Below are 24,954 nucleotides of genomic sequence, written 5' to 3'. Positions count from 1 at the left end.
TTTGTTCAATTTGATTTTAATTTTCAATTTTTAAATCTTCCGCAAGCTTCAATACATCCTTCTCTTTCCCGTTCTTCACCTTAACTCGAATCGCTCTCAAACCATATACTCCTTGTAGATCTTCCAAGGTATGGTACTCTATTTGGTTTTCAAAATAGCCAGCTGAAATCAAATACTCCAAATATCTCTGATATTCCGCGATTTCTTTTTCCTGACTAAAAATTATGGCCAACATCCCCGGTTGGGTTAATCGCTCATTGGTTCCTTTAATTTTAGCCTTATCAATTCTCTTCTTCACAATTTCATAACGAATATTGTAAGCACCATCCACATCAAATTTCTTCTCATCCTGACGGAAACGTATTGCCAAAGGCTGACTATGAACCAAAATCAATCCTGTTGTATCCATTGGTATTGGCAGAGATTTTTTTAAAGCTTCAGTTTTTCTAGCCAGTTCAGCACTTACAATAAGTTGCCACAATCTCAAATTCTTAAGATAAATTCTGTCAAAATTTAAATGATTAGCTATACTTTCTCCAATATAAATATTGTGCTCAACCCCATCTGTTCTGTATTTTTCAAAATAGTGAGGAAACATTGCCTGAGCTTTTTCTTCTTCCTGTTCCAGGTAACTTGTTACACAATCATTAATCAGACCCAAACTGTCCTCGAAATCTTTCCTTCTTTTGTAAACCAGATTTAATCCCGGGTTGATATTTTTCTTGTAATTATCTATGGCAAGAATTACTTCCTCTCCATTTTCTTTAAAATGAGGAAATAGTGGCTCAACCTCATATCTGATAAAATTCAACACGTTCATTTCATCTCCTGATGATAAGCCCTTTTGAATGCCATCTTTGAAATAGTCAATTTTATAAATTAACTGATCGTATATTGGCATACTATTTATGGCATTCACACTTGAAACAACATTTCGTATCAGTTCCAACTGCTCCAATAAATCATCCTGAATGGTTTGATTTCGGATTACTGATGAATGTCTTACATCAATCGCTCCATATAGAGGGTAAACATTTGGGAAAACTATTTCTTCCATTTTAGCAGATTCCCCCTTACCTTTCTTCAACAACATATTAGAAGCAGCCTGAGTAAATCTCCACTCCACACTTGGATGTAAAGCAGTACACTCTTCTTTAATTATGGCTTCTATCTTATTTTGCAATTCTTCACTGGTTCGTTGTATTGCAATCGAAAATACAGGAATAATATCCTTAATAATACGCAACTTGGAAAAGGTAATATCATACGCCTTGTTAGAGCCCAATTCCATTACTCCAACCATCTCATCTTCATTATAGAGAGGCACAACTGCTATGTTTCTAATGCCCTCATCAAGCAAGGCTTTCTCTACCTCATTCGGATTTTCTCTTTTAGAAAGATCATTGATTAGTATTGGACTCCCTTGCTCCCCAGCTTGTTCATAAATGGTTTTCCTGTAATCTTCGCATTTAAAACGATCTGCACTCAAAAATCCATGCCAAAAATCAGATGGATTTTCAACACTTCCTTGGTTCATCCCAAACGCAATGATCCCTAATTTAAGATTGGGCAATTCAAGAAGAGATCTGATATTTTGTTCTAATTGATTAAAATTATTTCTGTTGATAATTGAAGATTTCTCCAACAATTGAGATTTAAGGGACGAAATCACTTCTATCTGACTGATATCAACATATCGAAATGGTAAAAATCCTGAGAATTTAAACTGATCCAATGGTAAGGTTTCCAGCCAAAAATCCATATCCAAAGGATTATTAATCATTTTATGCAACTGCTCTTCACTAAGCTTAGGTAGTTTGCCAGTATAGGTAATATCAATACAAGACTTCTCAATCTCAAGTTTATAATATTTTACCAGATCGTTGAGCTTATCCGTCACCTTATACATGAAAAGATATCCAAGCCCCAACTCGAAATTATAATATCGCTTTAGAATCATGGAATAAGCATAAAACAACATCCCAAATGTCTTAAAACACTTGTCCTGATCTTTTTGCTCAACCATTTCAACGATCAAGTTCTCATTTCCATATAATTCCAGGTACTTAGGGGTAAAATAAAAGTTCTGATCATCAAAAGGTGTAGCAACAACCCCAATGTCTTCACGATATTGAACCGGAGTAAAGAAATACCCCATTAAAACATGAATCTCATCTTTAAATTTCTCAACATCATTTACATCAAAATCTGCCCTTGCCAATTCAGGCTTCTCCTCTACTAACTTTAGAATAGCCTCACCTTGGATATCAAGACTCCCATTTATTTTTTTTTGTTCTTTTAACTTGTTAATTAATGGAACAAAACTTAGCGTTTTCTTAAACGGAACTTCCTCTATGTTAAGCTTTAAGCGATCCAGTTTCATAATATTTTATATATTTCCCCGATTTTCAAACTACTAAAGTAGTTCTTTTTAAATACCTGTAAAAGACAAAAGCGTCATTCAGCAATACAATTAAACCATTTTTAACATCTTCTGTTCTAAGATACAAAAATGCGAATAGAAACCCCATTGTATCTATCCTCTTAACTCTAAACCCTTTGTTCAGTTTTATTATTCCAAATATACTTTAAGAGGAGTAATAAAGGATATGAATTTCCCGTGATACTTTTCACTTGATTTTATATCGAATGATTGAATTGCCAATTCAAGCTTTTTACGATTATTTTAGGCAAAATAAATAGAGTCTCGAACTGCATTTATGGTGAAGGAAACTGCAACAATAAATCTCCTTTTACAATTCACTCTTCAATGAAAGCAGAAATCAAAAAACCCCGAGTTCTACATCTCGAGGTTTTTTATCTATGAAAAAACAGGCCTGTGGCCCAACTGGATAAACAATTTTTCTCTTTAATCATACCTATAACAGCTTTATTTAAAAATGGGGTGACAAATGGGATTATTTTTTTGTTTTTTTTTAGCTTATCCATAAATCAATTTAAAATTCAAGCATAAAGCTTAATAGCAAACACATAGGTAAACGCCCCTTATTTTTGCTCAAAATTGTGCCTTTTCTTCAACAATTATTGGCTTAGGGTAAAGCTATTTGCCGGAAATCTCTTTTTTTGTATGTATCGATTCTCACATTTATACACAATCAGTAATTTGTATACATCGCTCAGTAATTCGTATAAATCATCAAAAAACGTAAACCGTAAATTTGTAACTACAATCATTAGCAATTTTTTGTATTGGGTAAATTCACCATCGATATCAGTAGGAATTAACAATTCGATGGGGAATAGTTTCCAATTATCTGACTATATTAAGACAAAATATTAAAGAAATGAGCGATATTATAAATATCCAGACCATATCGGAACTTCATGATATAATGGGATTTGAGAAGCCTCAGCACCCATTAATTTCTATTGTAGATTTTTCGGAGGTTGAACCAATAAATTTAGGAAGTAATGTTAAAGTGGTTTCCTCCTTGTATTCGGTTATGTTGAAAAGTGCCAATTGTGGACATTTAAGATATGGTAGAAAAACATACGATTTTCAGGAAGGAACACTCTTCTGCATGGCGCCAGACCAGGTGATTGCCAAAGAGAGCGTAGATGAGTCTGATGGATATTCGGGATGGGGATTGTTCTTTCATCCTGATTTAATTCGCAAAAGTGCTCTTGCAAAAAAGATTCAGGAATTTACTTTTTTCTCTTACGAAGTGAATGAAGCACTTCATTTATCGGATCAGGAAAAGAAAAACCTTTCGGAACTGTTAGAAAGAATTAAAGATGAATACAGTGCCAATCTTGATCATTTTAGCAATGATGTAATTCTATCGAGCCTGGAACTATTTTTAAACTATTGCAACAGGTATTATGGCAGGCAGTTTATTACAAGAAGCTCTTACAATAAGGACATTTTAAGCAAACTGGAAAGCTTATTGAAAGATTATTTTAATTCCGATAAGGCAGAACAATTTGGCATTCCAACAGTTAAATATTGTGCCGAACAATTGAATTTCTCGCCCAATTATTTGAGCGACCTAATTAAGAAAGAAAGTGGCAAAAGCGTTCAGGAACACATTCATTATCGCTTAATCGAGAAAGCCAAAACTAAATTACTGAGTACTACCAACTCGATTAGCGAGATAGCCAATGAACTAGGCTTTGAATACCCACAGTATTTTAGTAAAATTTTTAAATCGAAAACTGGTTTGTCGCCGGTAGAGTACCGCAACTTGAATTAGAGTTGCACGAAGAAAATAAGAATGAAAAGATTGAAAAAGATGGGGATAGGATTAGGAATATTATTGTTGATTACCTGTATTATTGGAGTTTCATTTATATATGTCAGCCCACAGTTTGGGCGAAGAGCAAATGCTACACAGAAAAAAGCCTATGCTCTGCTGCCAAACTATAAGGATGGAAAATTCATTAATCGTGAAAAGATTGAAATGGAAATGAGCATGCGCTCTTTCTCTAAAATGTTTCGCGAAATGCTAAGTCCTGATCCTAACGTAAATCCAAAATCAAATGTTGAGGTAGTAAGTTTAAATTCAGATAATTTAGAGCTTAAAGCAGATTCTATAAACGAAGTAATTTGGCTGGGACACTCTTCTTTCCTGATCAGGCTAAATGGCAAAACCATTTTGCTGGACCCTGTATTTAGTGAAAAAACCGGCCCACATTCCTTCTTTGGAAGAAAAAAATACAACAACCAGATGCCAATCGATTTAATCGACATTCCACATGTTGATGCAATTTTTATCTCTCATGATCATTACGATCACTTGGATTATTACAGCATTGTGAACCTAAAAGACAAAACTGATAGATTTTTCGTTCCTCTTGGTGTTGGCAATCATCTAAAATCTTGGAAAGTTGATAAAAATAAGATTCAGGAATTCAATTGGTGGGATGAAAGTTCTTTTGATGGAATTCAATTTGCTTTTGTTCCAACCCGCCACATGTCTGGCAGAGGGTTGGCAGATCAATCGTCAACACTCTGGGGTTCGTGGGTGCTAAAAGGGAAAGACAAGAGCATCTATTTTAGTGGCGATGGCGGATATGGTCAACACTTTAAAGAGATTGGCGAAAAATATGGCCCTTTCGATATTGGTTTAATGGAATGCGGGCAATACAATAAGCTTTGGGCCGATGTACATATGATGCCCGAAGAATCGGTTCAGGCTGGAATGGATGTGAAAGCAAAAAGAGTCATCCCAATCCATTGGGGTTCGTACCGATTGGCAAACCATGCCTGGACAGAACCTGTGGAACGATTTAAGCAAAAGCCAAAGAACTTGAGGTTAGCATACTAACTCCCCGAATTGGAGAAAATATTAATTTAAACCAACACGATTTTTCACAATCTACAGAATGGTGGGAAGAAATCGCAGGTAGGTAAAGTCTAATAATCTATTTTTACTAAAGCTGTTCCATGTTGGGACAGCTTTTTTCTTTATAAAATTAAGGATTGTACAAATCCGGATTAAAGAAATCCATGATGGATTTGATCATCTCGATTTTAACATTGGCTTTTTTGTGTTCAGAATCAAGATCGGTAGTATGTAGGTAGGCACTTAATGCTTCTGGTAGGTTCCCAATTTGATGGTACAATTCACCCACTTGAAACTGAGCTTCAATATTCTTCGCATCAAGCTCCAATACAGATTTGTATTTTTCTATTGCTGCTTCAATTTTTTCTGCTTTAGCCAATTCTGCAGCTTCCACCATTAATTTTTCCACTTCCGTGCTCATAATTATCTTTTCCAAATTGATAAAATCTACTTTAGTATTGCGCAAATGTAAGCAATAGCCTTCACCAATCAAAGCATATAGCAAGAAGTAAGCACAGTTTATTAAACATCATTATATGGGCAACCAGCAAAGGTACTTCTGCAATAAAATTCAGAACCTCCGAAAGTAATCATTGCTTGTATACACGCAAATTCATCAATTCCGCACTCAATGTGAGTTCTTCCGCACAGGATGTCAATATCTCTTTATGTGTGCGGAAGGACCACCTCTGCGTGCGGAAGCACTTCCCAAGTGTGCGGAAGGGGTGCCTGGCTGTGCGGAACAACTTTCTTGGTGTGCGGAAAGGGTACCTGAGTGTGCTGAGAGGGTACCTTTGCGTGCGGAAGCTTTTCCCGAGCATGCGGAAGGGGTACCCGGGTGTGCGGAACAACTTTCTTGTGTGCGGAAGGGGTACCTAGGTGTGCGGAACAACTTTCTTGTGTGCGGAAGGGGTACCTAGGTGTGCGGAAGGCTGCCTAAGTGTGCGGAAGCACTTCAGGCTCCCTTTAATAAACTGTGTCTCCAAATTTTTCTCAATGTCTTCTGCCCATCCTTAAAGTTTTGAGAATAAAAAATATTCATTCCATTTCATTGTTTTCCAAGAAAAACTCCTCCTGGAATCACTGCATCTGTATGTACATAAATTGTACTGTCGTGTCTATTTTGTAAGTTTGTACATCGAATCTACACCGATTTGTTTCTAAAATAACGCATTGCTTCGTTACTCTCTCACTGCGTCTTTAGAAATCGATCGGCATAATAATTAGGGCAATATCGAATTAAAATATTATTAAAATCAAGCAAAGCAATAATGGCAAAACAACATTGGAAACCGGGAACCATGGTTTATCCTATACCAGCTGTAATGGTTAGTTGTGGATCGAAACCAGAAGATTACAATATCATAACCATTGCCTGGACAGGAACCATTTGCAGCGATCCTGCAATGTGTTACATTTCAGTACGCAAGAACAGACACTCCTACAATATCATTAAGGAATCGGGAGAATTTGTAATTAATTTAACGACCAAAGACCTGGCCTATGCTACCGATTGGTGTGGGGTTAAATCGGGAAAGGATTTCAATAAGTTTGAAGAAATGAATCTTACTCCTGCTCCATCAAGAGAAATATCGGCACCTATTATTGAAGAATCGCCATTGAGTATTGAATGCAAGGTGAAAAACATTGTAGAATTGGGTTCTCACGATATGTTTATTGCCGAGGTAGTAAATATACAGGCTGATGAAAGATACATCAACGAAAAAACCGGAAAATTCTTGCTTAGCAAAGCTCGTCCTATTGCCTACTCGCACGGTTATTACTTTGAACTGGGTAAATTGATTGGACAATTCGGACACTCGGTAATGAAAAAGAAGACCAGAGAAATAAAAGGCAAAAAGGGGAAGGTAAAAAAGGCCTAAGGAGAAAGTCATATAATATCCTTTCCTAATAAGACTGCATTTATAGACTTATTTTTGAGTTCAGAAGTTTAATTTTAGAATTCTCCCTTTATAGGGGAGATCCCGACAGGGAGAGGGGTGTTTAAGGTAAGTCTTCTTTTATGCATGACCCTTTTGCCTATCGGCATTTTCCCTAAGAGGGAAAAATTCAATTTGAAAATGCAAGCTAAAAAGGTGCTACGCACACTAAGCGTGCAAAAAAAATACCGGCCCATTGAGCCGGTATTTTCAATTTATATCGTTTCGGATTATCTAATTCTATCCATTGAGCGAATCATTGCTTCATCTTTTCCAATTCCTCTTAATGCCAGGTAACTTAAGATTAAAGCTACCAAAGGAAATGCATTGATAATGCTATAGCTTGCTATCGCATTTAATTCACCCGCCTGGCTGTTGATGCTGTAGTAAATTAATCCCATTGCACCCAACATACAAACCATATTAAAAATGGTAAGGCGAATTTGAATCATTCGCTTTTTAAACAAGAAAATGGTAATTAAACTCACCAGTGCAATCACCGATAATAAAATTGCTACCGGGTAGGCAATAAATATTGCAGGAGCACCTTCAGTAAGCGCAGGAATTCCCCTGTACAAAAATTCATAAGTTTGACCTGCAGTATCAATTAATTCAGCTAACGGGAAAAAGAACATGATCCCAATTAAAATAAAGCTCCCCAACAGGTATAAAGATTGTATTCTTTGTATCATAGTTTTTAATTTTTGTACAAATTTAATTTTAAATTAAAAAGCAGCAAACTTTCATTTGCTGCTTTTATCTTCATTACTTAACACTAACTAATCACACTTAAAAATTGCTTTTGAAGAAGTTCCCCTAAAACCCTTCAAAACTAAACTCATAAGCTTTCACGGAAAGTTAAGGCCCGTAAAATTTAAGCAGGTTTACCATTAACCTTTTCTCTTTAACGACATGTAGTCGATATAATATAGTAGTTTGACCGAAAAGCTATTAAGCTGTGTTGCGTCAAACGTATCTTTCAAATTGTCTACAAAACCATGCCTGATTTCGTCTTGTGCATCACGAATTGAACTCTTCCAAACCAAGCTAACTCGCTACCAGGTGCAAATCGCCAATTGTACACCATATCCACATTAAATGTGTTGAAGTTTACATCGTGGTTTTCATTGTAATCAGAGTCGGCAACTCTCCCATTGTCCATTAGCGTATAAAAATCCTTGTATTCAGCTTTTGCCCAATAGTGGCGCATTCTAAAACTCAAAGAGGTGTTGTTATTAAAAATATAATTGGCCGAGAATTTATTCTCTAACCTGGCTGTATTTCTATTTCCAATATAAACAGTGGTAAAATCATTAATATCCGTTTCAGAACTTGCATAACCAAGCTCATCCAAATTTCTACTCCAAGCCGTCTCATAAACCATTAACAGTTTATCGTTTACACGATATCTTGGTGAAACCTTTAATCTGAATGTTTTAAGATCATCGGTAGACATACGAACACCATAGTTTGCATCTATATCCAAAGCAAGCGCTTTTCTATAATCTGTTGAAATCCAAAAACCAGCCGAAGTTGATGAACCTTTTCTCAACTTCATTCCAGAAACACGAGGTTCCTCGTAATCATACCTGTGCATTGGGCGAGTATTTCCATAAAATCCCATCGCAAAATGATTGTGAAACTTTAGTCTGGCATTATAATAAAATGAAATACTTGCATATCTGCGTGGCTCATATCTGGCTTCATGATGTATTTGAAACCTTGCATGGCGCTGTATAACTGATCCTTTGGGCTCAAAATTATCGTAGAAAAAGTTCAAATTGTTATTAATTTGATTGTTACGATACAAGAAACCCAAATCGTTAGGATTGTATTTATCGGTCATTAGCCTGTGAAAATAATTCCAGGTAAATTTTCCTTGAATTTTCCCAACCTGAACCTCATGCATGTATCCTATTTGATCTTTGGCTTCATCCTGGTATCTCTGAGTCGTAATTACCTTCCCTTTCACATCGTGTGACCTTTCTCCATTTCGGAAATCGAATTCGGTACCAGTAACATTTGCAATATAATTCGTTTCGGGTATATAAACATTGGTATTGAATAAGCTTACGTACGATTCATTTTTCATACTCTTATCAACCACCAACATATTGTAATTGGTAAAAGGTTGAATTTTTTCCTTACGCGATTCTCCTGTAACAGTATCCTGAATTGTGGCATAAGTATTTCTATTCATCGCATTAAGTACGCCAATTCCCAATCCTTTTGCGTTCCTACCCGAAACCTTGGTAGCATTAATAATTTTTGCTTTTGCTGGATTATCGGTAACAATTTCATTCTCGCCCAGATTATCGTAAACATCATATGCATATTTAGGTTTGCCTCCAATACGTCTGGAGTAAAAAATGCCGCCTCTGTTGAAAAGCTCAGTTGCTTCGGTAAAAAACTGGCGCTTTTCTGAAAATTTTGTCTCAAAAGGTGAAAGATTCAATACTTCATCATCCGATTGCACCTGACCAAAATCCGGAATCAACATCATATCTAAAGTATAACTTTCGTTGATACCGTATTTTAAATCCATTCCCCCTCTAAAATTTGTTTCTCCTTTCGATTCATCGGAATATTTATCGTAGTAAGCAGAAAAATAAGGAGTAAAAGACAAGCGAACAGGAGGTTCTACATTTTTCACACCACGAAGAATCCCGCTTTGATTGATCCATCCATCTTCTTCTTTGTCGATAAAGTTCCAACTGTTCTTCTCTCTATCTCTTTGAATGTTTCGAAGAAAGTTTACACCCCACTCTTGTACTTCTTTACTTGGGAATCGCAAAGCTGCATATGGAATTTCAATTTCTGCCGACCATCCGTCTTCATGAATGCTTGTTGCACTATTCCAAACGGCATCCCAACTGGTATCCTCACGACTTTTTACCACTTTTGCATCCCACTGAACTCCTGAAGCTGTAACAATAAATTCAAAAGCATCTAGTCCTGAATTAAACGGATCCACTACCAAGGATACAAAGTCTGCATTGTTTATTGCATCTCTTTTACTTAGTGTTTTTAATATTTTCTCTGGTTCTGGATCGTACATTTTAGCACCAACTATAATTGAATTGTTGGTATAAATAAATCTTACTTCTGTTTTGTAATTTGAGGCTGCCCCGTTATCTGGTTCCATTTGTATAAAATTATTGGCTACAGGCACACCTTCCCACACAGAATCATCTAGGATTCCATCGATTAAAGGTTTTTGTGATACTCTTATAGCCATAATTTCTTTCTTTGGTTGTAAGGCGAAACTTGGTAATACCAGAATAACAATTAATAAGGTTGATAAAATTTGTTTTAACATGGTTGATTTAAGTTTTCTTTAATGGTTGGTTGAATGTTTTAATAGCATTTGCGTTACTCCACTTATCATGCCATCATTTTTTATTTTTTGATTATTAATAATTTGCACTATTTTCTATACAATTAAAGTGAACGCTCACGTAACAATTACTGTACGCGTACGAACGAAAAAAAAAGCCGCCTGCAAACGCAAGCGACTCAAATTTATCAATTATAGTTTTCAGCTTTTTTTCAAAAACTGTTAATTATTTCCTAAAATCAATGGCATTCCTTCTTTTCCACTTCCAATAACAACCACTTTAGAATTTGGAGATTCTGACAACTTAATGGTTGCTTCAATACCTCTCATTTTCAAAAGCGATGGTGTTAAACTGCTGTTGATGATCTTATTTGCTCTTGCTTCCCCTTCAGCAGCAATTCTTTTTCTTTCCGCTTCACTTTTTTCCTTTTCTAATTTAAACTGGTATGCCAAAGCTTCCTGCTCTTGTTGCAATTTACTCTCAATAGCAACTTTAATTTTCTCCGGTAAGTTAATTGAACGAATCAAAAGAGCTCTCATTTGAATATTATTATTCTTCAAAACCTGAGAGGTTTCAGAAATAATAGCTTCTTCAACTTCTTTTCTTTTGGTTGAATAAATCTCCTCTGCCGTATATCTACCTGCAACTTGTCGAACCGAAGAACGAACCTCAGGAATTACCAATTGGCTGATATAATCTTTACCAAAGATCTCGTGCAAATACCCAATTTTATTATAAACCGGATTAAAACGAACCGAAACATCAATGTTTACCGATAAACCATTTTTATCCAAAACATCCATTGTTTCTTCACTTTTTTGTTCTCTCACATCGTAAACATGTATATCATTCCATGGAGCAATAACGTGAAAACCTGGCATAAATACATTTTCTTTATCCAATCCTCCAGAGAATTTTCTAAAAATCACACCTCTCTCACCAGGCTGAAGAGTAATAAACATACTGGATCCTGATAAAATTAGGATAACAGCAAAAAATGCCAATACAATTAAAAAATAGGGTTGCTTCTTCATGATTTTGTATTTATAATTTTTATTTATGATTCTATTTTCATTTAAAGATAGCACAATAATATAATAAAAATTGATTTTAAACACGTGTTACTGCTACTTACCGCAAAGAAATCGAAAGATTACATTTTGTTAGTTTGTAGATTAAAAAATTTTCTATAGTTTCGGCTCCTTGCTATCAAATTTTTTGAATATGGAAAAAATTAAATCATCAGAACTAATTATTAATCCTGACGGAAGTGTATTTCATTTACACCTTCGTCCTGAACATTTAGCCGATACGGTTATTTTAGTGGGAGACCCAGGAAGAGTAGAATTGGTTGCTAGCTTCTTTGATGAAGTGGAATGTACAATTTCTAATCGCGAATTTGTTACTACAACTGGAACTTATAAAGGGAAAAGATTCTCTGTACTGTCAACCGGTATTGGAACCGACAACATTGATATCGTAGTAAATGAATTAGATGCTTTGGTTAACATTGATTTAGAAACCAGAACACCTAAAACAGAACACAAAAGTCTTAACTTGGTAAGAATCGGAACATCAGGTGCGCTTCAAGGAAACATCCCGGTAGATTCATTCTTATTATCCAATAAATCCATTGGATTCGACGGCATGCTAAATTTTTATGCTGATCGTGACAGTGTTTCGGATCTTGATTTTGAGAAATCTTTTAAAGAATTCGTCAATTGGGATGCTAAATTGGCTTCTCCTTATGTGGTTCCTGCATCTAAAAAACTTATCGACCAGCTTGATGGAGACGATATGATTCAAGGCGTAACCATCTCCGCAAATGGATTTTATGGTCCCCAAGGTAGAGTTTTGCGCTTACAAACTTTAGATCCTGATTTAAATGATAAGATTGAAAAGTTCGATTTCAAAGGCGAAAAAATCACCAATTATGAAATGGAAAGTTCGGCTATTTTTGGATTGTCGAAAATGCTGGGACACAATGCTGCTGCGGTTTGTGCTATTATTGCCAATCGAATAACCAAAGATGCAAGTAAAGATTACAAGCCAACAGTAAAACGCTTAATCAATACTGTTCTCGACAGACTAAGCTAAGTTGGTTTTGGCCTAATTTTCAAATAAATAACCCGTAAGATTGCTTTTACTTACGGGTTTTCTTATATTTATTTGGGCCAAAACCTTAAGTTATGAACGAGAATAAACTCACCGCTCTATTATCTTTATTGGATGATCCAACACCGGAAATCTATAAAAGAATCGAAAATGAGTTAATTAACTTGCCAGTTTCTGCTATTCCTCAACTCGAAGATTATTGGTTGGATTCTAAAAGTACTTTGCTTCAGGAAAGACTTGAACAAGTCATTAATAAAATTCAATTTATTCATGTAAAAAATGAATTAATCACCTGGGGTAAAACCGATTCACAGAATTTAATCGAAGGCGCCATTCTGGTCAACAAAAGTTATAATCCCAACCTAATTACTGATTCAATTAGGAAGGAAATCGATAAAATTAAAAAGGATGTGTGGTTGGAATTAAATGACCATCTCACAGCACTGGAGAAAATCAAAATTCTCAATCATTTTTTCTACAATATCTATAATTACCAGGCATTGTCACCCAATCAACCAACAAATTGGGATGGAGATATTGGAACAGTGTTATCACAAAAACAGGGCAATTACATTATCATATCGATAATTTACGCTGGAATTGCACAAGAGTTAGGAATTCCGGTTTATGGAATAAACCTTACCGACAGCGTGCTTTTATGCTATGTAGATAAAAACGCCTCCAATAAAGAAGAGATTCTTTTCTACATCAATCCTATTGACAGAGGTAAAGTTTTTGGCAGAGCAGAATTGCAGTTCGTTATCGAATCTAAAAAAATTGTAAATCGGCCTAAGTATTACAAAGCTACCAATAACTCAACTCTGATAAAAAGGCTGGTAAAACACAACATCAGTGTATATAAAAAGCTTAAATTGAATACCCTCGTACCAAATTTTAAAGAACTATACAAATCCATATAAATAAAAAACCCGCTTCAAATTGAAGCGGGTTTCTTTTTCTATTTATTTGCTTTATTATTTAGCGTAATTGATTGCACGTGTTTCACGAATTACCGTGATTTTAACCTGACCAGGATAAGTCATTTCATCCTGAATTTTTTGTGCAATATCCAATGATAATGTTTCAGCTTCCTTATCTGATACTTTATCACTTCCAACAATAACTCTTAACTCACGACCAGCCTGAATAGCATAAGTTTTAAGTACTCCAGGGTGTGATAATGCTAAGTTTTCAAGATCTTTCAATCGCTTGATGTAAGATTCAACAATCTCACGACGAGCTCCCGGACGAGCACCTGAAATCGCATCACAAGCCTGAATAATTGGAGAAATCATTGATGTCATCTCAATTTCATCGTGGTGAGCACCAATCGCATTACATACATCTGGTTTCTCTTTGTATTTCTCAGCCAATTTCATACCTAAAATTGCGTGTGGCAATTCTGGCTCATCATCTGGCACCTTACCTATATCGTGAAGCAAACCAGCTCTTTTGGCACGTTTAGCATTTAATCCAAGTTCTGTTGCCATGATTGCACACAAGTTTGCAGTTTCTCTAGCATGTTGTAACAAATTCTGACCGTAAGATGAACGATATTTCATTTTACCAACCAAGCGAATCAGTTCTGGGTGTAATCCGTGAATTCCCAAATCAATTGCAGTACGCTTACCTGTCTCAATAATTTCTTCTTCGATTTGTTTGCGTACTTTATTTACAACTTCCTCAATTCTTGCAGGGTGAATACGACCATCGGTTACCAATTGGTGCAATGCAAGTCTTGCAATCTCTCTACGAACAGGATCGAAACCAGAAAGAACGATTGCTTCAGGCGTATCATCTACAATAATTTCAATACCTGTAGCAGCTTCAAGAGCGCGAATATTACGACCTTCACGACCAATAATTCTACCTTTAATTTCATCAGATTCAATATGGAAAATAGTCACTGAATTTTCAATTGCAGTTTCAGTAGCTACTCTTTGAATTGTTTTTACAACAACTTTTTTAGCTTCCATATTGGCAGACATTTTTGCTTCTTCCATGATCTCATTCACATAAGACATCGCTTCAGTCTTTGCCTCCTCTTTCAACGAATCTATCAATTGGTTTTTAGCTTCCTCTGCAGACATTCCTGAAATCTCTTCCAGTTGCTCAATTTGCTGTTTTTTAGCTTTTTCAAGCTCTGCAGATTTTTTCTCAACCAAATCAATTTGATGATTCAGATTCTCACGAATCGCATCAGTTTCTTTCTTCTTTCGCTGAAAATCATCAATTCTTTGATTTAAGGTATTTTCCTTTTGTTTGATTTTATTTTCGGCAGCTAAAAGCTTGTTGTTTTTAGAGTTAATTTGCTTCTCATGCTCAGTCTTTAATTGGAAAAACTTCTCCTTAGCCTGAAGAATTTTGTCCTTCTTAATCACTTCAGCCTCTGCCTGAGCTTCCTGGATTATTTTTTCACTCTTCGATTTAAGAGCTTTTTGCAATATAAAATATGCAAGTATCCCACCTACAACAAAGGCAAGAATTCCTATTATTATTTCAATCATATTATAGAATATTAAGTCAATACTAGTTTATATACAAAAATAACCCGCACCATCACTTAAACCAATAAACTCATAATATTAAGAAGATCCCCAAATCAAAAGAGAATCTAATAATATCAACAAGTTACAAGTTCAAGAAATAATGCGGGTTATTACTTTTACTATTAAAAGAACGTTTTTACTCTTTTTCTAAAAATTCACTCAGCTCGCGCTCCATTGCTTTCAATTCATTGTACACTGGTGCAACATCTGCCTTATTTTCCAATTCAATCACTTTAATCACATACTGCAAAGAAGCCATCGCCAGAAAATCCTGAGTATCTTTATCTTTATATCTTTGTTTGTACTGCATAACTTTCTCGTTAATCATTTTTGCGGCCTTTCTGATCACCTCCTCTTGTTTGCGATCAATATTCAAGGGATAAGTTCTATCCGCAACATTAACTTTAATTGAAAGTTTATTATCCATAAACAAATTCTATCTGTTCAAAAGAGCAATACATTTATCAATCTCCCGCACAATTCGGTTTATTTTAAGTTTAGCCTCATGCGAATCTTCACTATTGGAAGATAGAGTTTTGGCCAACTTTAATGTATCGTAATGATGTTCAAGTTCACTTTTTTCCCTCGAAAGAATTTCTACTTTTTCCATAAGTTCCATTTTCTCATAAATTAAAGTCTCTTTTTCTTCCTTGGATTTCTTGTACAACGAAATAAGTTCGTCAATACGTTGTTTTAAACTTATTATTATTTCGTTTGATTCTTGATCCATCATTCTAAATTTCTTTTACAAAATTAACATTGCTGAGAAGATTATCAAATTTATTGGTTTGTATTTTGGCTTAAGCTTCCTAAAAAAAGCTTTTTTTGTAGTTTTGACGAACAACACAAGAGTAACACAACAAGAAAATGAAGCATATTAAAACAAACATAATCACCTTTTTATCATTCTTATCCTTTCTTTCTCCAGTTCAACTTTCTGCTCAGCAAAAAAATCATCCTAAAAATTACTTTAGATCACCTGTAGATTTCACCATTACTCTATCAGGAAATTTTGCTGAACTTCGAAACAACCATTTCCATTCTGGAATTGATATCCGAACGTTTACAACAGGCAAAAAAGTGTATGCGATCGCAGATGGTTTTGTAAGCAGAATCAAAATTTCTGCGGGAGGTTATGGAAAGGCAATTTATATCGATCATCCAAATGGCTACACCTCTGTTTATGGGCACCTTGATGATTTTAATAAAACCGTTAATGAATTTGTAAAGGCGCATCAATACAGTAAAAACACTTTTGAATTTGACCTTAATTTAAAAAAAGATCGATTTCCGGTAAAAAAAGGAGAAGTAATTGCAATCTCTGGAAATACGGGATCCTCGGCAGGTCCTCATTTGCATTTCGAAATAAGAGATACAAAATCTGAACATCCTTTAAATCCACTTCTTTTCGGATTTAAAATCAAAGACACTACTCCTCCTAAAATTTTTAACCTGTATGTGTATCCAATCGATTCCTTAAGTAGTGTAAATGGAAAAAATACCCGCCAAAAATTTCCTGTTACTTATTACAACAACGCTTATCACCTAAAAGGAGATCCAAAAATTATTCTATCTGGAAACATTGGCTTTGGAATTCAGGTAAACGACTACCTGGACAACACTTGGGGAAAATGCGGAATTTATAAAATGAAAGTAAAGGTTAATGATTCTTTAATAACCGATTATTCTTTTAAAGAGTTTTCATTCGACGAGTCACGTTACATCAATTCTCACATGGACTATTCGTTAAATATTATGGAGAAAAGAAGAATTCATAAATGCTTTAAAGAGCCTAACAACAAGCTTTCCATGTACAATTACTTTAGCAATAGTGGAATTTATAATTTTAAAGCAGGAACAAGATATAAGATTGACTTTCTTGCTTATGATACAAAAAACAACCTTGCTAAGTTGAGAATTTTTGCACAAGCGAAAGAAACATCTAAACCTTTTAAACAATCTGATTACAACCAGTTATTATCTTGTATCAATGAAAATGTTTTCAAAAAAGATGAGTTGGAACTAAAATTCCCGACTAATTCGTTTTATTCAGATGTTAAATTTAAGTACTCCAAAAAAACTGATTCTACTTACTTATCGGATATACATTCAATACATGAAAGAACAACAGCTGTTCACAAGTATTACACCATTGCCATAAAACCAAACAGAACATTCAAAAATGAAAACAAGCTGTTTATTGCTACAATAGAGAAACCTGATAAAATTTCAAATGTTGGTGGTGCTTACATTAATGGATGGGTAAAATCTAAAACCAATGTTTTTGGAGATTTTGCAATTGTACAGGATACAACTCCTCCAACTATTAAGCCGAGAACAAACTTCAAATTAAAGAATTTATCAGTTCAAGATAAAATTTCCTTTACCATTGAAGATGAATTATCTGGTATTAAAAGTTACAATGGAACAATAGATGGGAAATGGGTTCTTTTCGAGTATGATGCTAAGAACAACCACTTGTTTTATAAATTCGACAAGAAAAGATTATTACCAAATCGCAAACATAAGTTAGAGCTAGAAGTTACTGACAAACTCAATAATAAAGCCAATTTTCAAGCTGATTTTTTCTGGTAACCAAATCCAAAAAATACCTAAAATAATACAATGAAAGACATTCCGGATAAAGACTTTTATCAGCTTTAACTTTGTATTTTTTTTCTATTTTTGTAAGAATCGTGAAAATTTTTATCGCAATTAAATTCACTTAAATATTTAAACATGAAGAAGATTTATGCAATTGCCTCTCTTCTATTGGCAATTATCGTCTTTTCGACAACAACCTCGCAAGCTTGTACTAACTATCTTGTAACAAGAGGTGCAAGTACTGATGGTTCTAACATGATTACTTACGCTGCTGATTCGCATGTATTGTACGGAGAACTTTATTTCCGTCCTGCTGCAGACTGGGCTGAAGGCACAATGATTGATGTTTACGAATGGGATACCGGTAAATACCTTGGTAAAATTCCACAAGTTCCACATACTTACTCTGTTGTTGGAAACATGAACGAGTTCCAGTTGGCAATTGGAGAAACCACTTATGGTGGTAGATCGGAATTAGGATCACAAGAAGGAGCATTAATTGATTACGGTAGTTTGATTTACCTTACATTGCAACGTGCAAAAAATGCTCGTGAAGCTATCAAAGTAATGACTGAATTAGTAGAAAATTACGGTTATTACAGTTCAGGTGAATCTTTCTCTATTTCTGATAAAAATGAAATCTGGATCTTAGAGATGATTGGTAAAGGTAATGGTGAAAAAGGTGCTATTTGGGTTGCAAGAATGATTCCTGACGGATATGTTAGTGGTCACGCCAACCAAGCTAGAATTACCACATTCCCATTAGAAGGGAAAAATTCTATCTCTTCAGATAAAATGGATAAAATTTACAATCCTGAAGTAACCAACGTTTATGCAAAAGATGTTATCTCATTTGCAAAAGAAAAAGGTTTTTATCCAAAAGATGGAAAAAACAAAGAGTTTAGCTTCTCTGATACTTATGCTCCAGTTGATTTTGGTGCTGCGAGATTCTGTGAAATTCGTGTTTGGTCTTTCTTTAACGATGTAAAAGAAGGAATGGATAAATATTTCGATTACTGTAAAGGTAAGGTTGAACATGACGAAAAAGGTTATGCAACCAATCGTATGCCATTGTGGATTAAGCCAGACAACAAAATCAATGTTCTTGAAATGATGGATTTCATGAGAAATCACCTGGAAGGAACTGAATTGGATATGGCTAAAGATATGGGCGCTGGTCCTTACGGAAATCCTTACCGTTGGAGACCTCTTACATGGAAAATTGATGGCGTAACATATTGCAACGAGCGTGCGACTGCAACTCAACAAACTGGTTTCTCTTTTGTTGCTCAATCAAGAAATTGGTTACCTGATGCAGTAGGTGGAATCAACTGGTTTGGAGTAGACGATGCTGCTTCATCAGTATATTTCCCAATGTACTGTGGTAGTACTAGAGTTCCTAAATCATTCGCTGTCGGTAACGGTAAAATGATGGAATTCACTAACAAGTCTGCATTCTGGGTATTCAACCAGGTAACCAACTTTGCTTATACTCGCTATAACGCAATCCACCCTGAAATTGCTAAAAAGCAAAAAGCTCTTGAAAACAAATATCTTTCATTTACTAAAATTATCGACCTTGCTGCAGAAGGTATGTTTAAAACTGACGAAGCTGCTGCTGTTGAATTCTTAACTGATTTCTCATGTAACCAAGGTGATAACCTAACTAATGAATGGAGAGAATTCTATGGCTACTTATTTGCTAAATTCATGGACGGAAACATCAAAGAAAAAGATGGTAATAATCAAAATCCTAAAATGAAGCAACCAGGTTACAGCAAAGAATTTTATAAAACAATTGTGAAAACAACTGGAGACAAACTAAAAGTTTCAGGTGCTTCACACTAAAAAATTATATTGCAATATTTAAAGGAGCCATTGGGCTCCTTTTTTTATTTATCTATTAATTTAAATTGCAATATATGCTTCTCTAATAGAAAAAAACAAACTTAAATCTTTTCAGCTTAGATATTTTTATTAATTTTGCGGCGAATTCGTGCGTAATCTCTGGCAGATCTATAGTTAAATTGTGAATATTGCGCTCGTTAAACCTTAATAAATTTAAAACAATGGATTTAATTAAAGTTGCAGAAGAAGCTTTCAAAAGTGGTATTGAAACTCCTGAATTCCAAGCAGGTGATACTATTAGCGTTTCTTACAAAATTAAAGAGGGAAACAAAGAAAGAACTCAGGTATTTAGAGGTGTTGTAATCCAAATTAAAGGAACAGGATCTACTAAAACTTTTACCATTAGAAAAATGTCTGGTAACGTAGGTGTTGAAAGAATTATTCCTTTCACTTCTCCATTCATTGAAAAAATTGAAGTAAACAAAAGAGGTCGTGTTAGAAGAGCTCGTATCTACTATCTTCGTGCTCTTACTGGTAAGAAAGCAAGAATCAAAGAAAGAAGATTCTAATCTTACTTCGAAAAAATACAAAAGCCTTCCGAATGGAAGGCTTTTTTTATTCACAAAAAAGCACCTGAGAATTTCCCAGATGCCAAATTATTTAAACAGGACTAATATCACGGATTATACCAATCTGGCATTTCCCCATTAAAAATCAATTGTTCTCTATTACTGCCATCAGGATCCATTGTCCAAATCGTTTTTTTCTCTGTTCCTGAATTTGATACATTCATAAATATAATTTTCTCTCCTGTCTCAGAGAATTTCGCTTGCAAATCATTACCGGTTTTATCATCTCCTGATAGATCCGTCCAACCAGTACCATCAATATTTATGCTATAAATTCTGGCATCTCTTTGAATTCCTCTATCATCCTCATACAAAGAATCCAAAGAAAAAATAACCTTATCTCCACCAAATGAAAATTGTGGATTAGATAGAGTTCCTTCTAAATTATCCACAAGCAAAGTCATATTACTACCATCAGGATCCATCAGATAGATTTCGTTATCGTAAGGTTTATCACCTTGTGCCAAAGCCACAATTTTTTCCTCGCTGTGGTTATTAAACTGATATGTCCAGTCCATTTGAGTAAATTCTCTATTCACCGGAGAGTTTGCAATTTTTTTCCATCCTGTGCCATCTCTATTAATGACAATTAACTCATTATAATATCCATACAATAACTGATCTCCTGTAGGAGACCAAACAAAACCTCCTCCATCATTGTGATTACCAACAACGGGGCGGTCACCTGTTACCTTAAAAACATCCTTACCTTTTAAATCCATTGTATAAATATGGAAAACTCCATTATTCATAGCCGAATATGCAATTCTTGAATGTTGTCCTGGCATAATTTTAGGATGCAATTCATCTCCTCCTCCATCAGTTAATTGCACCAGATGATTTTCTTTCAAATCCCAAGAATAAATATCACGTGAATCCAATGTATCCTTCACAAATAAATATGGATTTGTAGGAAAGTCTTCTGTTGCAAATCTCCATTTCTTACCTTCTACTTCGTCCAATTGTTTATTTCTGGCCACAACTTTCCAAAGATAAGTTGTTTCAAATTTTAAGTTATTTACCGTGTAGGTTGTATCTAAAATATTCGACACAATTTTTGTTCCTTCGGCATCATCTGCGCCTTCATATAAAATCACATCAAAACGTAAAGTATCACCTTTTTCCGTTTCACCGTTTCTCCATGTCAATTTGACTTCTGTAGGCAATTTGCTTTGATCCTCCTCTATGTCAGCTGGAGAAACATAAGTTATATCATCTGGAATTTTACTATCAAGAGGAGCAACTGTAAGTATAAAACTCATTGAGTTATTTTGACTTTCTGTTACTTTAATATTTATGCTTTGCGAAGAATAATCCTCTTTAGTTGCTGTAACAGAATAATCGCCTATTAGCACTTTCTCTATACTAAATTCACCTTCAGAATTTGTTGTTACCGAAGTAGTACCCGGATTAGTGGTAATGGTTACGCCTTCCATAGGTAAATTACTAGCCGAAGCCTTTACTGTTCCACTGATTGAACCATACAGATCAGGTTCCACCGTACTTTCATTACATGATGTTACAAACATGAATATTCCAAAGACAATAAATAGTCCAAAGAGTGTGTAGAATTTTTTCATATTCCGGTAGCTATTTTAATTTTTCTTAATTTACTCATTATCTCCATGTAAAACAACCGAATCTTGAGCAACTAACTGCTTATTGTGATAAACGAACAAACTCACGAACAAATTATCCTTCTGGGATAAATTCATTCTTACTTCGGATAATGTTAGCTGCTTATTAATTGGAGAGACACATTTGCCCTTTTGTATCGAAGTTGAATTCCCTGATCGACCTTCTTTTTTAGTCTTCAGAACGTAGTTGATGGCAATTGTTTTGCTACCTTCATCTTTGAATTTGGCACTAAGCGTAAGATTCTTAATCTCACCTTCTATTTCAATCCAAGCTTTCATTTCATCCTGTTCAGATTGGGCAGCAGTAACGTTAATTATCAAAAACAATAAACTTCCAAACATAAAAGTTCTTAGCATCATCTTATAGTAGTTGATTACGAATATTAAAAATATCTAATAGTTAATATAAAATCAATAAGGAAAGCGTTAAAATACTATAATTTGATAAAAAAATTATTTAATCTTCATAAAATATCTTAAAATAAGAAGGGGTATCCCAAAGGATACCCCAACCATTTAAACCTGCTCTGTATTCACAAACCACTTTGTATTATAACCGTCATACCATTTCCTACCTGGCTTACACTGTAGCCTCTGGTAGTATTTCCGGTATCTATTTGAATTAATTCATTGTCGTTTCCAACTTGTGTAATTTCAAAGCTCTTATTATTCCCAATAACTTCTTGTTGCAATGAATTGTTATCACCATATTGGTGAATGCTAGAGGAAATGTTGTTTCCATATAAGGCAGATTCCACAAAATTTAAATCTCCTCGCTGAAAAATCTCAATAATTTGGCGATTTCCCTTCTGAACTGCCTTTAGTATGTTCTCAACACCAACCTGTTGGATTATAGCCACCTGTTCTTTGCTGAACTGAGAAATCATTAAATCATTCCCTTTTCCAGATTGAATAGCGGAGATAACGTTTTCTCCTTCGATGGCTTTGGCAAGACTATAATTCAATTGATTTAGAAGTTGGTCTTCCTGATTATAATTCTGCCCAATTACAAGATTGCTAAAACATAAGAACAGAGCGCACCAAATGTATTTTTTAAAATAAAGCATAAGCGATTTAGTGAAGAATTTAATCAGGAAATTCCCACAAAAGTGGGAATTTCACATGATAATTTCATTGGATCATGGCGAGAATACAACTCCTGCATTACCTTGTTGAGTAACAGCGAAGTTTTCGTTACCATTTTGAATTACTAAACCAAAGTGATCATTACCAATTTGCTCAAGGAATGAGGTATTGTTATCACCCCACTGGTAAGTTAATGCTGTATTGTCATCACCTGTTTGTACAATTGTAGCACTGTTGTTCATACCGTCCATTTGTGCAATTACTGCAACGTTACGATCACCATTTTGCAAAATGTCTGCTAAACTTTCTTCTTGATCGAACTGGAATACCCAACCTCTGTTGTTATTACCGTTTTGGTTAACAAATGCGTCTGACTTTTTGCCACCAAATTGACCAACAAATGAGAAGTTGTGTTTACCTTTTTGGAAGATATCTGCACTATTCTTTTTACCACCAATCTGGTCAATAATAGCAGTATTTCCATGATCTAGTTGTTTAATCTTAGCCTTATTCTTTGTACCATAAAGTTGAGAAATATAAGCTGTTTGATGGTCGCCTCTTTGAACAATTTTAGCTTTATCGCCAACACCATATTTCTGAGTTACATCAGCAAAATGCTTGTATCCCTTTTGGTATACATTCACAACACCACCATACTCATGAATTTGCTCTACAAAGGCATAATTTTTAACTCCATCTTGAGTAGTAGTAGCTAAATTATTAGCACCATCAATTTGAACGGTTCTTGCTTTATTAAACCATCCATCTTGATTAATTTTTGCTGTATTATTAACTCCTTTATACTGGAAAGTAGAAGCCATATTTGCTACACCATTTTGATGGATAAAAGCTTTATTTCCTTCACCTTTCTTTTGAAGAGCAAAAGCTTTGTTAAATGCTCCATGTTGCGTAATGTTTGTAACATTAGCATAGCCACCAAACTGTTCAGATTTCGCCATATTAAACCATCCTGTTTGATCGATATGAGCAGAATTAAATTTACCAAACATCTGAAGTGTTTGTGCCATATTCATTACACCACTCTGGATAATCTCAGCATGTGCAAATTTAGTATACCACTGCGAAATAGATGCCTTATTCATGTAACCAAATTGATTAACAAGCGCATCACTAAGCATACCCATTTGAAGTACTGAACTTGAATTTCCAATACCAACTTGCAAAACTCCTGCCATGTTACCGAAAAATCCTTGTGTTACAGTAGAATTGTTTGCTAATCCAAACTGAGCAACATAAGCAGAGTTAGAAAGTCCATACTGTGCAATGGAGGACATATTTAAAAGACCCATTTGCCATACCATAGCATCATGGAATGCTCCTAATTGAGAAATGTAAGACATATTAAAAAATCCTAATTGCTCAACAACAGCACTATTCAATAATCCAAATTGCATAATTCTTGAAATATTATGCAGCCCGAGTTGATTTACAACCGCATTATTGAAGAATAAAACTTGATCAACATATGATACATTTAAAACTCCAGCTTGCGTTACGCCTGCAGAATTTAACATTCCCAATTGATCAATATATGAAATATTCCACAGTCCGTCTTGATCAACGTCTGCCATATTCCATAATCCAACTTGGTCAACATCACTCATGTTGAACCATCCCACTTGAGTTACACCGGCATTATTACCGAAACCCAACTGGTCTACTGTAGAGTAGTTTACCTGTGCAAATGCAGATGATACTGCAAAAACTACGGCAACTACCAGAAATAATAATTTTTTCATGGTTGATTCTTTTAAAGGTTTTAAAGTGAATTAAAATAAAATCTAGTATAGTATAAAGAGCTCTGATTAGACCCAATTAAGACCTTTAATAGCTTGGTAGATCTTTTATCTAAATTAAAAAAAAGCCTTTCCAAACACCTTT

At 34.9% G+C, this 24,954-nt stretch carries 19 protein-coding genes and 1 pseudogene; 8 read left to right on the top strand and 12 right to left on the bottom strand.

Features of this window, described 5'->3' with window-relative positions; translation table 11 throughout:
- Positions 1-16: 16 nt before the first annotated feature.
- Positions 17-2,383 (bottom strand): GAF domain-containing protein, encoded by a 2,367-nt coding sequence (locus tag JCM15579_RS12700; RefSeq protein ID WP_054720693.1) that lies wholly within the window; start codon positions 2,381-2,383, stop codon positions 17-19.
- A 922-nt stretch (positions 2,384-3,305) separates the two neighbouring features.
- Here JCM15579_RS12700 and JCM15579_RS12695 point away from each other — a divergent pair.
- Together JCM15579_RS12695 and JCM15579_RS12690 are read left to right on the top strand one after the other, a co-directional pair.
- The gene (locus JCM15579_RS12695) at positions 3,306-4,214 is read left to right on the top strand and encodes a helix-turn-helix domain-containing protein (protein ID WP_054720691.1); all 909 of its coding nucleotides are present in this window, start codon (positions 3,306-3,308) and stop codon (positions 4,212-4,214) included.
- 21 nt (positions 4,215-4,235) lie between these two features.
- Positions 4,236-5,288 carry an MBL fold metallo-hydrolase gene (locus JCM15579_RS12690; RefSeq protein WP_054720689.1) on the top strand — a complete coding sequence of 351 codons (1,053 nt, stop codon included), beginning with the start codon at positions 4,236-4,238 and terminating at the stop codon, positions 5,286-5,288.
- 148 nt (positions 5,289-5,436) lie between these two features.
- Here the strand turns inward: JCM15579_RS12690 and JCM15579_RS12685 are convergent, their stop codons facing one another.
- Positions 5,437-5,742: a tetratricopeptide repeat protein gene (locus JCM15579_RS12685; RefSeq protein WP_172677430.1), complete on the bottom strand. Its 306-nt coding sequence runs from the start codon at positions 5,740-5,742 to the stop codon at positions 5,437-5,439.
- Between the two features lie 835 nt (positions 5,743-6,577).
- On the opposite strand from JCM15579_RS12685, the gene JCM15579_RS12675 reads away from it, so the two are divergent.
- Positions 6,578-7,189 (top strand): flavin reductase family protein, encoded by a 612-nt coding sequence (locus JCM15579_RS12675; RefSeq protein WP_054720684.1) that lies wholly within the window; start codon positions 6,578-6,580, stop codon positions 7,187-7,189.
- Positions 7,190-7,476: 287 nt separating this feature from the next.
- On the opposite strand, the gene JCM15579_RS12670 is transcribed toward JCM15579_RS12675, so the two are convergent.
- The 3 genes and pseudogenes from JCM15579_RS12670 to JCM15579_RS12660 form a co-directional block, all read right to left on the bottom strand.
- Positions 7,477-7,938 carry a DUF4293 domain-containing protein gene (locus JCM15579_RS12670; RefSeq protein ID WP_054720682.1) on the bottom strand — a complete coding sequence of 154 codons (462 nt, stop codon included), beginning with the start codon at positions 7,936-7,938 and terminating at the stop codon, positions 7,477-7,479.
- Positions 7,939-8,136: 198 nt separating this feature from the next.
- Positions 8,137-10,484, bottom strand: a pseudogene (locus JCM15579_RS12665) (DUF5916 domain-containing protein).
- Positions 10,485-10,805: 321 nt separating this feature from the next.
- The gene (locus JCM15579_RS12660; RefSeq protein ID WP_054720745.1) at positions 10,806-11,618 is read right to left on the bottom strand and encodes a prohibitin family protein; all 813 of its coding nucleotides are present in this window, start codon (positions 11,616-11,618) and stop codon (positions 10,806-10,808) included.
- Positions 11,619-11,808: 190 nt separating this feature from the next.
- Here JCM15579_RS12660 and JCM15579_RS12655 point away from each other — a divergent pair, with 190 nt between their 5' ends.
- Positions 11,809-12,681: a nucleoside phosphorylase gene (locus tag JCM15579_RS12655; RefSeq protein ID WP_054720678.1), complete on the top strand. Its 873-nt coding sequence runs from the start codon at positions 11,809-11,811 to the stop codon at positions 12,679-12,681.
- Positions 12,682-12,773: 92 nt separating this feature from the next.
- On the top strand, positions 12,774-13,619 hold the full coding sequence (locus JCM15579_RS12650) for a transglutaminase family protein (protein ID WP_054720676.1): 846 nt from the start codon (positions 12,774-12,776) through the stop codon (positions 13,617-13,619).
- A gap of 54 nt (positions 13,620-13,673) precedes the next feature.
- Here JCM15579_RS12650 and rny read toward each other — a convergent pair whose 3' ends face one another.
- The 3 genes from rny to JCM15579_RS12635 all read right to left on the bottom strand — a co-directional run bounded on the left by rny (position 13,674) and on the right by JCM15579_RS12635 (position 15,981).
- Positions 13,674-15,206: a ribonuclease Y gene (gene rny / locus JCM15579_RS12645; protein ID WP_054720674.1), complete on the bottom strand. Its 1,533-nt coding sequence runs from the start codon at positions 15,204-15,206 to the stop codon at positions 13,674-13,676.
- 178 nt (positions 15,207-15,384) lie between these two features.
- Positions 15,385-15,675 carry a cell division protein ZapA gene (locus tag JCM15579_RS12640; protein WP_054720672.1) on the bottom strand — a complete coding sequence of 97 codons (291 nt, stop codon included), beginning with the start codon at positions 15,673-15,675 and terminating at the stop codon, positions 15,385-15,387.
- Positions 15,676-15,684: 9 nt separating this feature from the next.
- Positions 15,685-15,981: a coiled-coil domain-containing protein gene (locus JCM15579_RS12635; RefSeq protein ID WP_054720670.1), complete on the bottom strand. Its 297-nt coding sequence runs from the start codon at positions 15,979-15,981 to the stop codon at positions 15,685-15,687.
- A gap of 134 nt (positions 15,982-16,115) precedes the next feature.
- Between JCM15579_RS12635 and JCM15579_RS21995 the strand changes: the two genes are divergently transcribed.
- The 3 genes from JCM15579_RS21995 to rplS all read left to right on the top strand — a co-directional run bounded on the left by JCM15579_RS21995 (position 16,116) and on the right by rplS (position 20,269).
- Positions 16,116-17,843, top strand: a complete 1,728-nt coding sequence (locus tag JCM15579_RS21995; RefSeq protein WP_054720668.1) for a M23 family metallopeptidase — start codon at positions 16,116-16,118, stop codon at positions 17,841-17,843.
- Positions 17,844-17,987: 144 nt separating this feature from the next.
- Positions 17,988-19,700, top strand: coding sequence for a dipeptidase (locus JCM15579_RS12625; protein WP_054720666.1), 1,713 nt, complete (start codon positions 17,988-17,990; stop codon positions 19,698-19,700).
- A 221-nt stretch (positions 19,701-19,921) separates the two neighbouring features.
- The gene (gene rplS / locus JCM15579_RS12620; protein WP_054720664.1) at positions 19,922-20,269 is read left to right on the top strand and encodes a 50S ribosomal protein L19; all 348 of its coding nucleotides are present in this window, start codon (positions 19,922-19,924) and stop codon (positions 20,267-20,269) included.
- A gap of 107 nt (positions 20,270-20,376) precedes the next feature.
- Here the strand turns inward: rplS and JCM15579_RS12615 are convergent, their stop codons facing one another.
- From JCM15579_RS12615 to JCM15579_RS12600, 4 genes are all read right to left on the bottom strand, one after another.
- Positions 20,377-21,909, bottom strand: coding sequence for a carboxypeptidase regulatory-like domain-containing protein (locus JCM15579_RS12615; protein ID WP_054720662.1), 1,533 nt, complete (start codon positions 21,907-21,909; stop codon positions 20,377-20,379).
- Between the two features lie 30 nt (positions 21,910-21,939).
- Positions 21,940-22,326 (bottom strand): hypothetical protein, encoded by a 387-nt coding sequence (locus tag JCM15579_RS12610; protein WP_054720660.1) that lies wholly within the window; start codon positions 22,324-22,326, stop codon positions 21,940-21,942.
- Between the two features lie 173 nt (positions 22,327-22,499).
- Positions 22,500-23,033 (bottom strand): hypothetical protein, encoded by a 534-nt coding sequence (locus JCM15579_RS12605; RefSeq protein WP_054720658.1) that lies wholly within the window; start codon positions 23,031-23,033, stop codon positions 22,500-22,502.
- 72 nt (positions 23,034-23,105) lie between these two features.
- Entirely contained in the window at positions 23,106-24,812 is a 1,707-nt protein-coding gene (locus JCM15579_RS12600) for a hypothetical protein (protein ID WP_054720656.1), read from the bottom strand.
- Positions 24,813-24,954: the final 142 nt, after the last annotated feature.

The sequence above is a fragment of the Marinifilum fragile JCM 15579 genome, assembly GCF_001310955.1.
GTDB lineage: Bacteria > Bacteroidota > Bacteroidia > Bacteroidales > Marinifilaceae > Marinifilum > Marinifilum fragile.
This window is presented reverse-complemented; position numbering and strand designations above follow the sequence as displayed.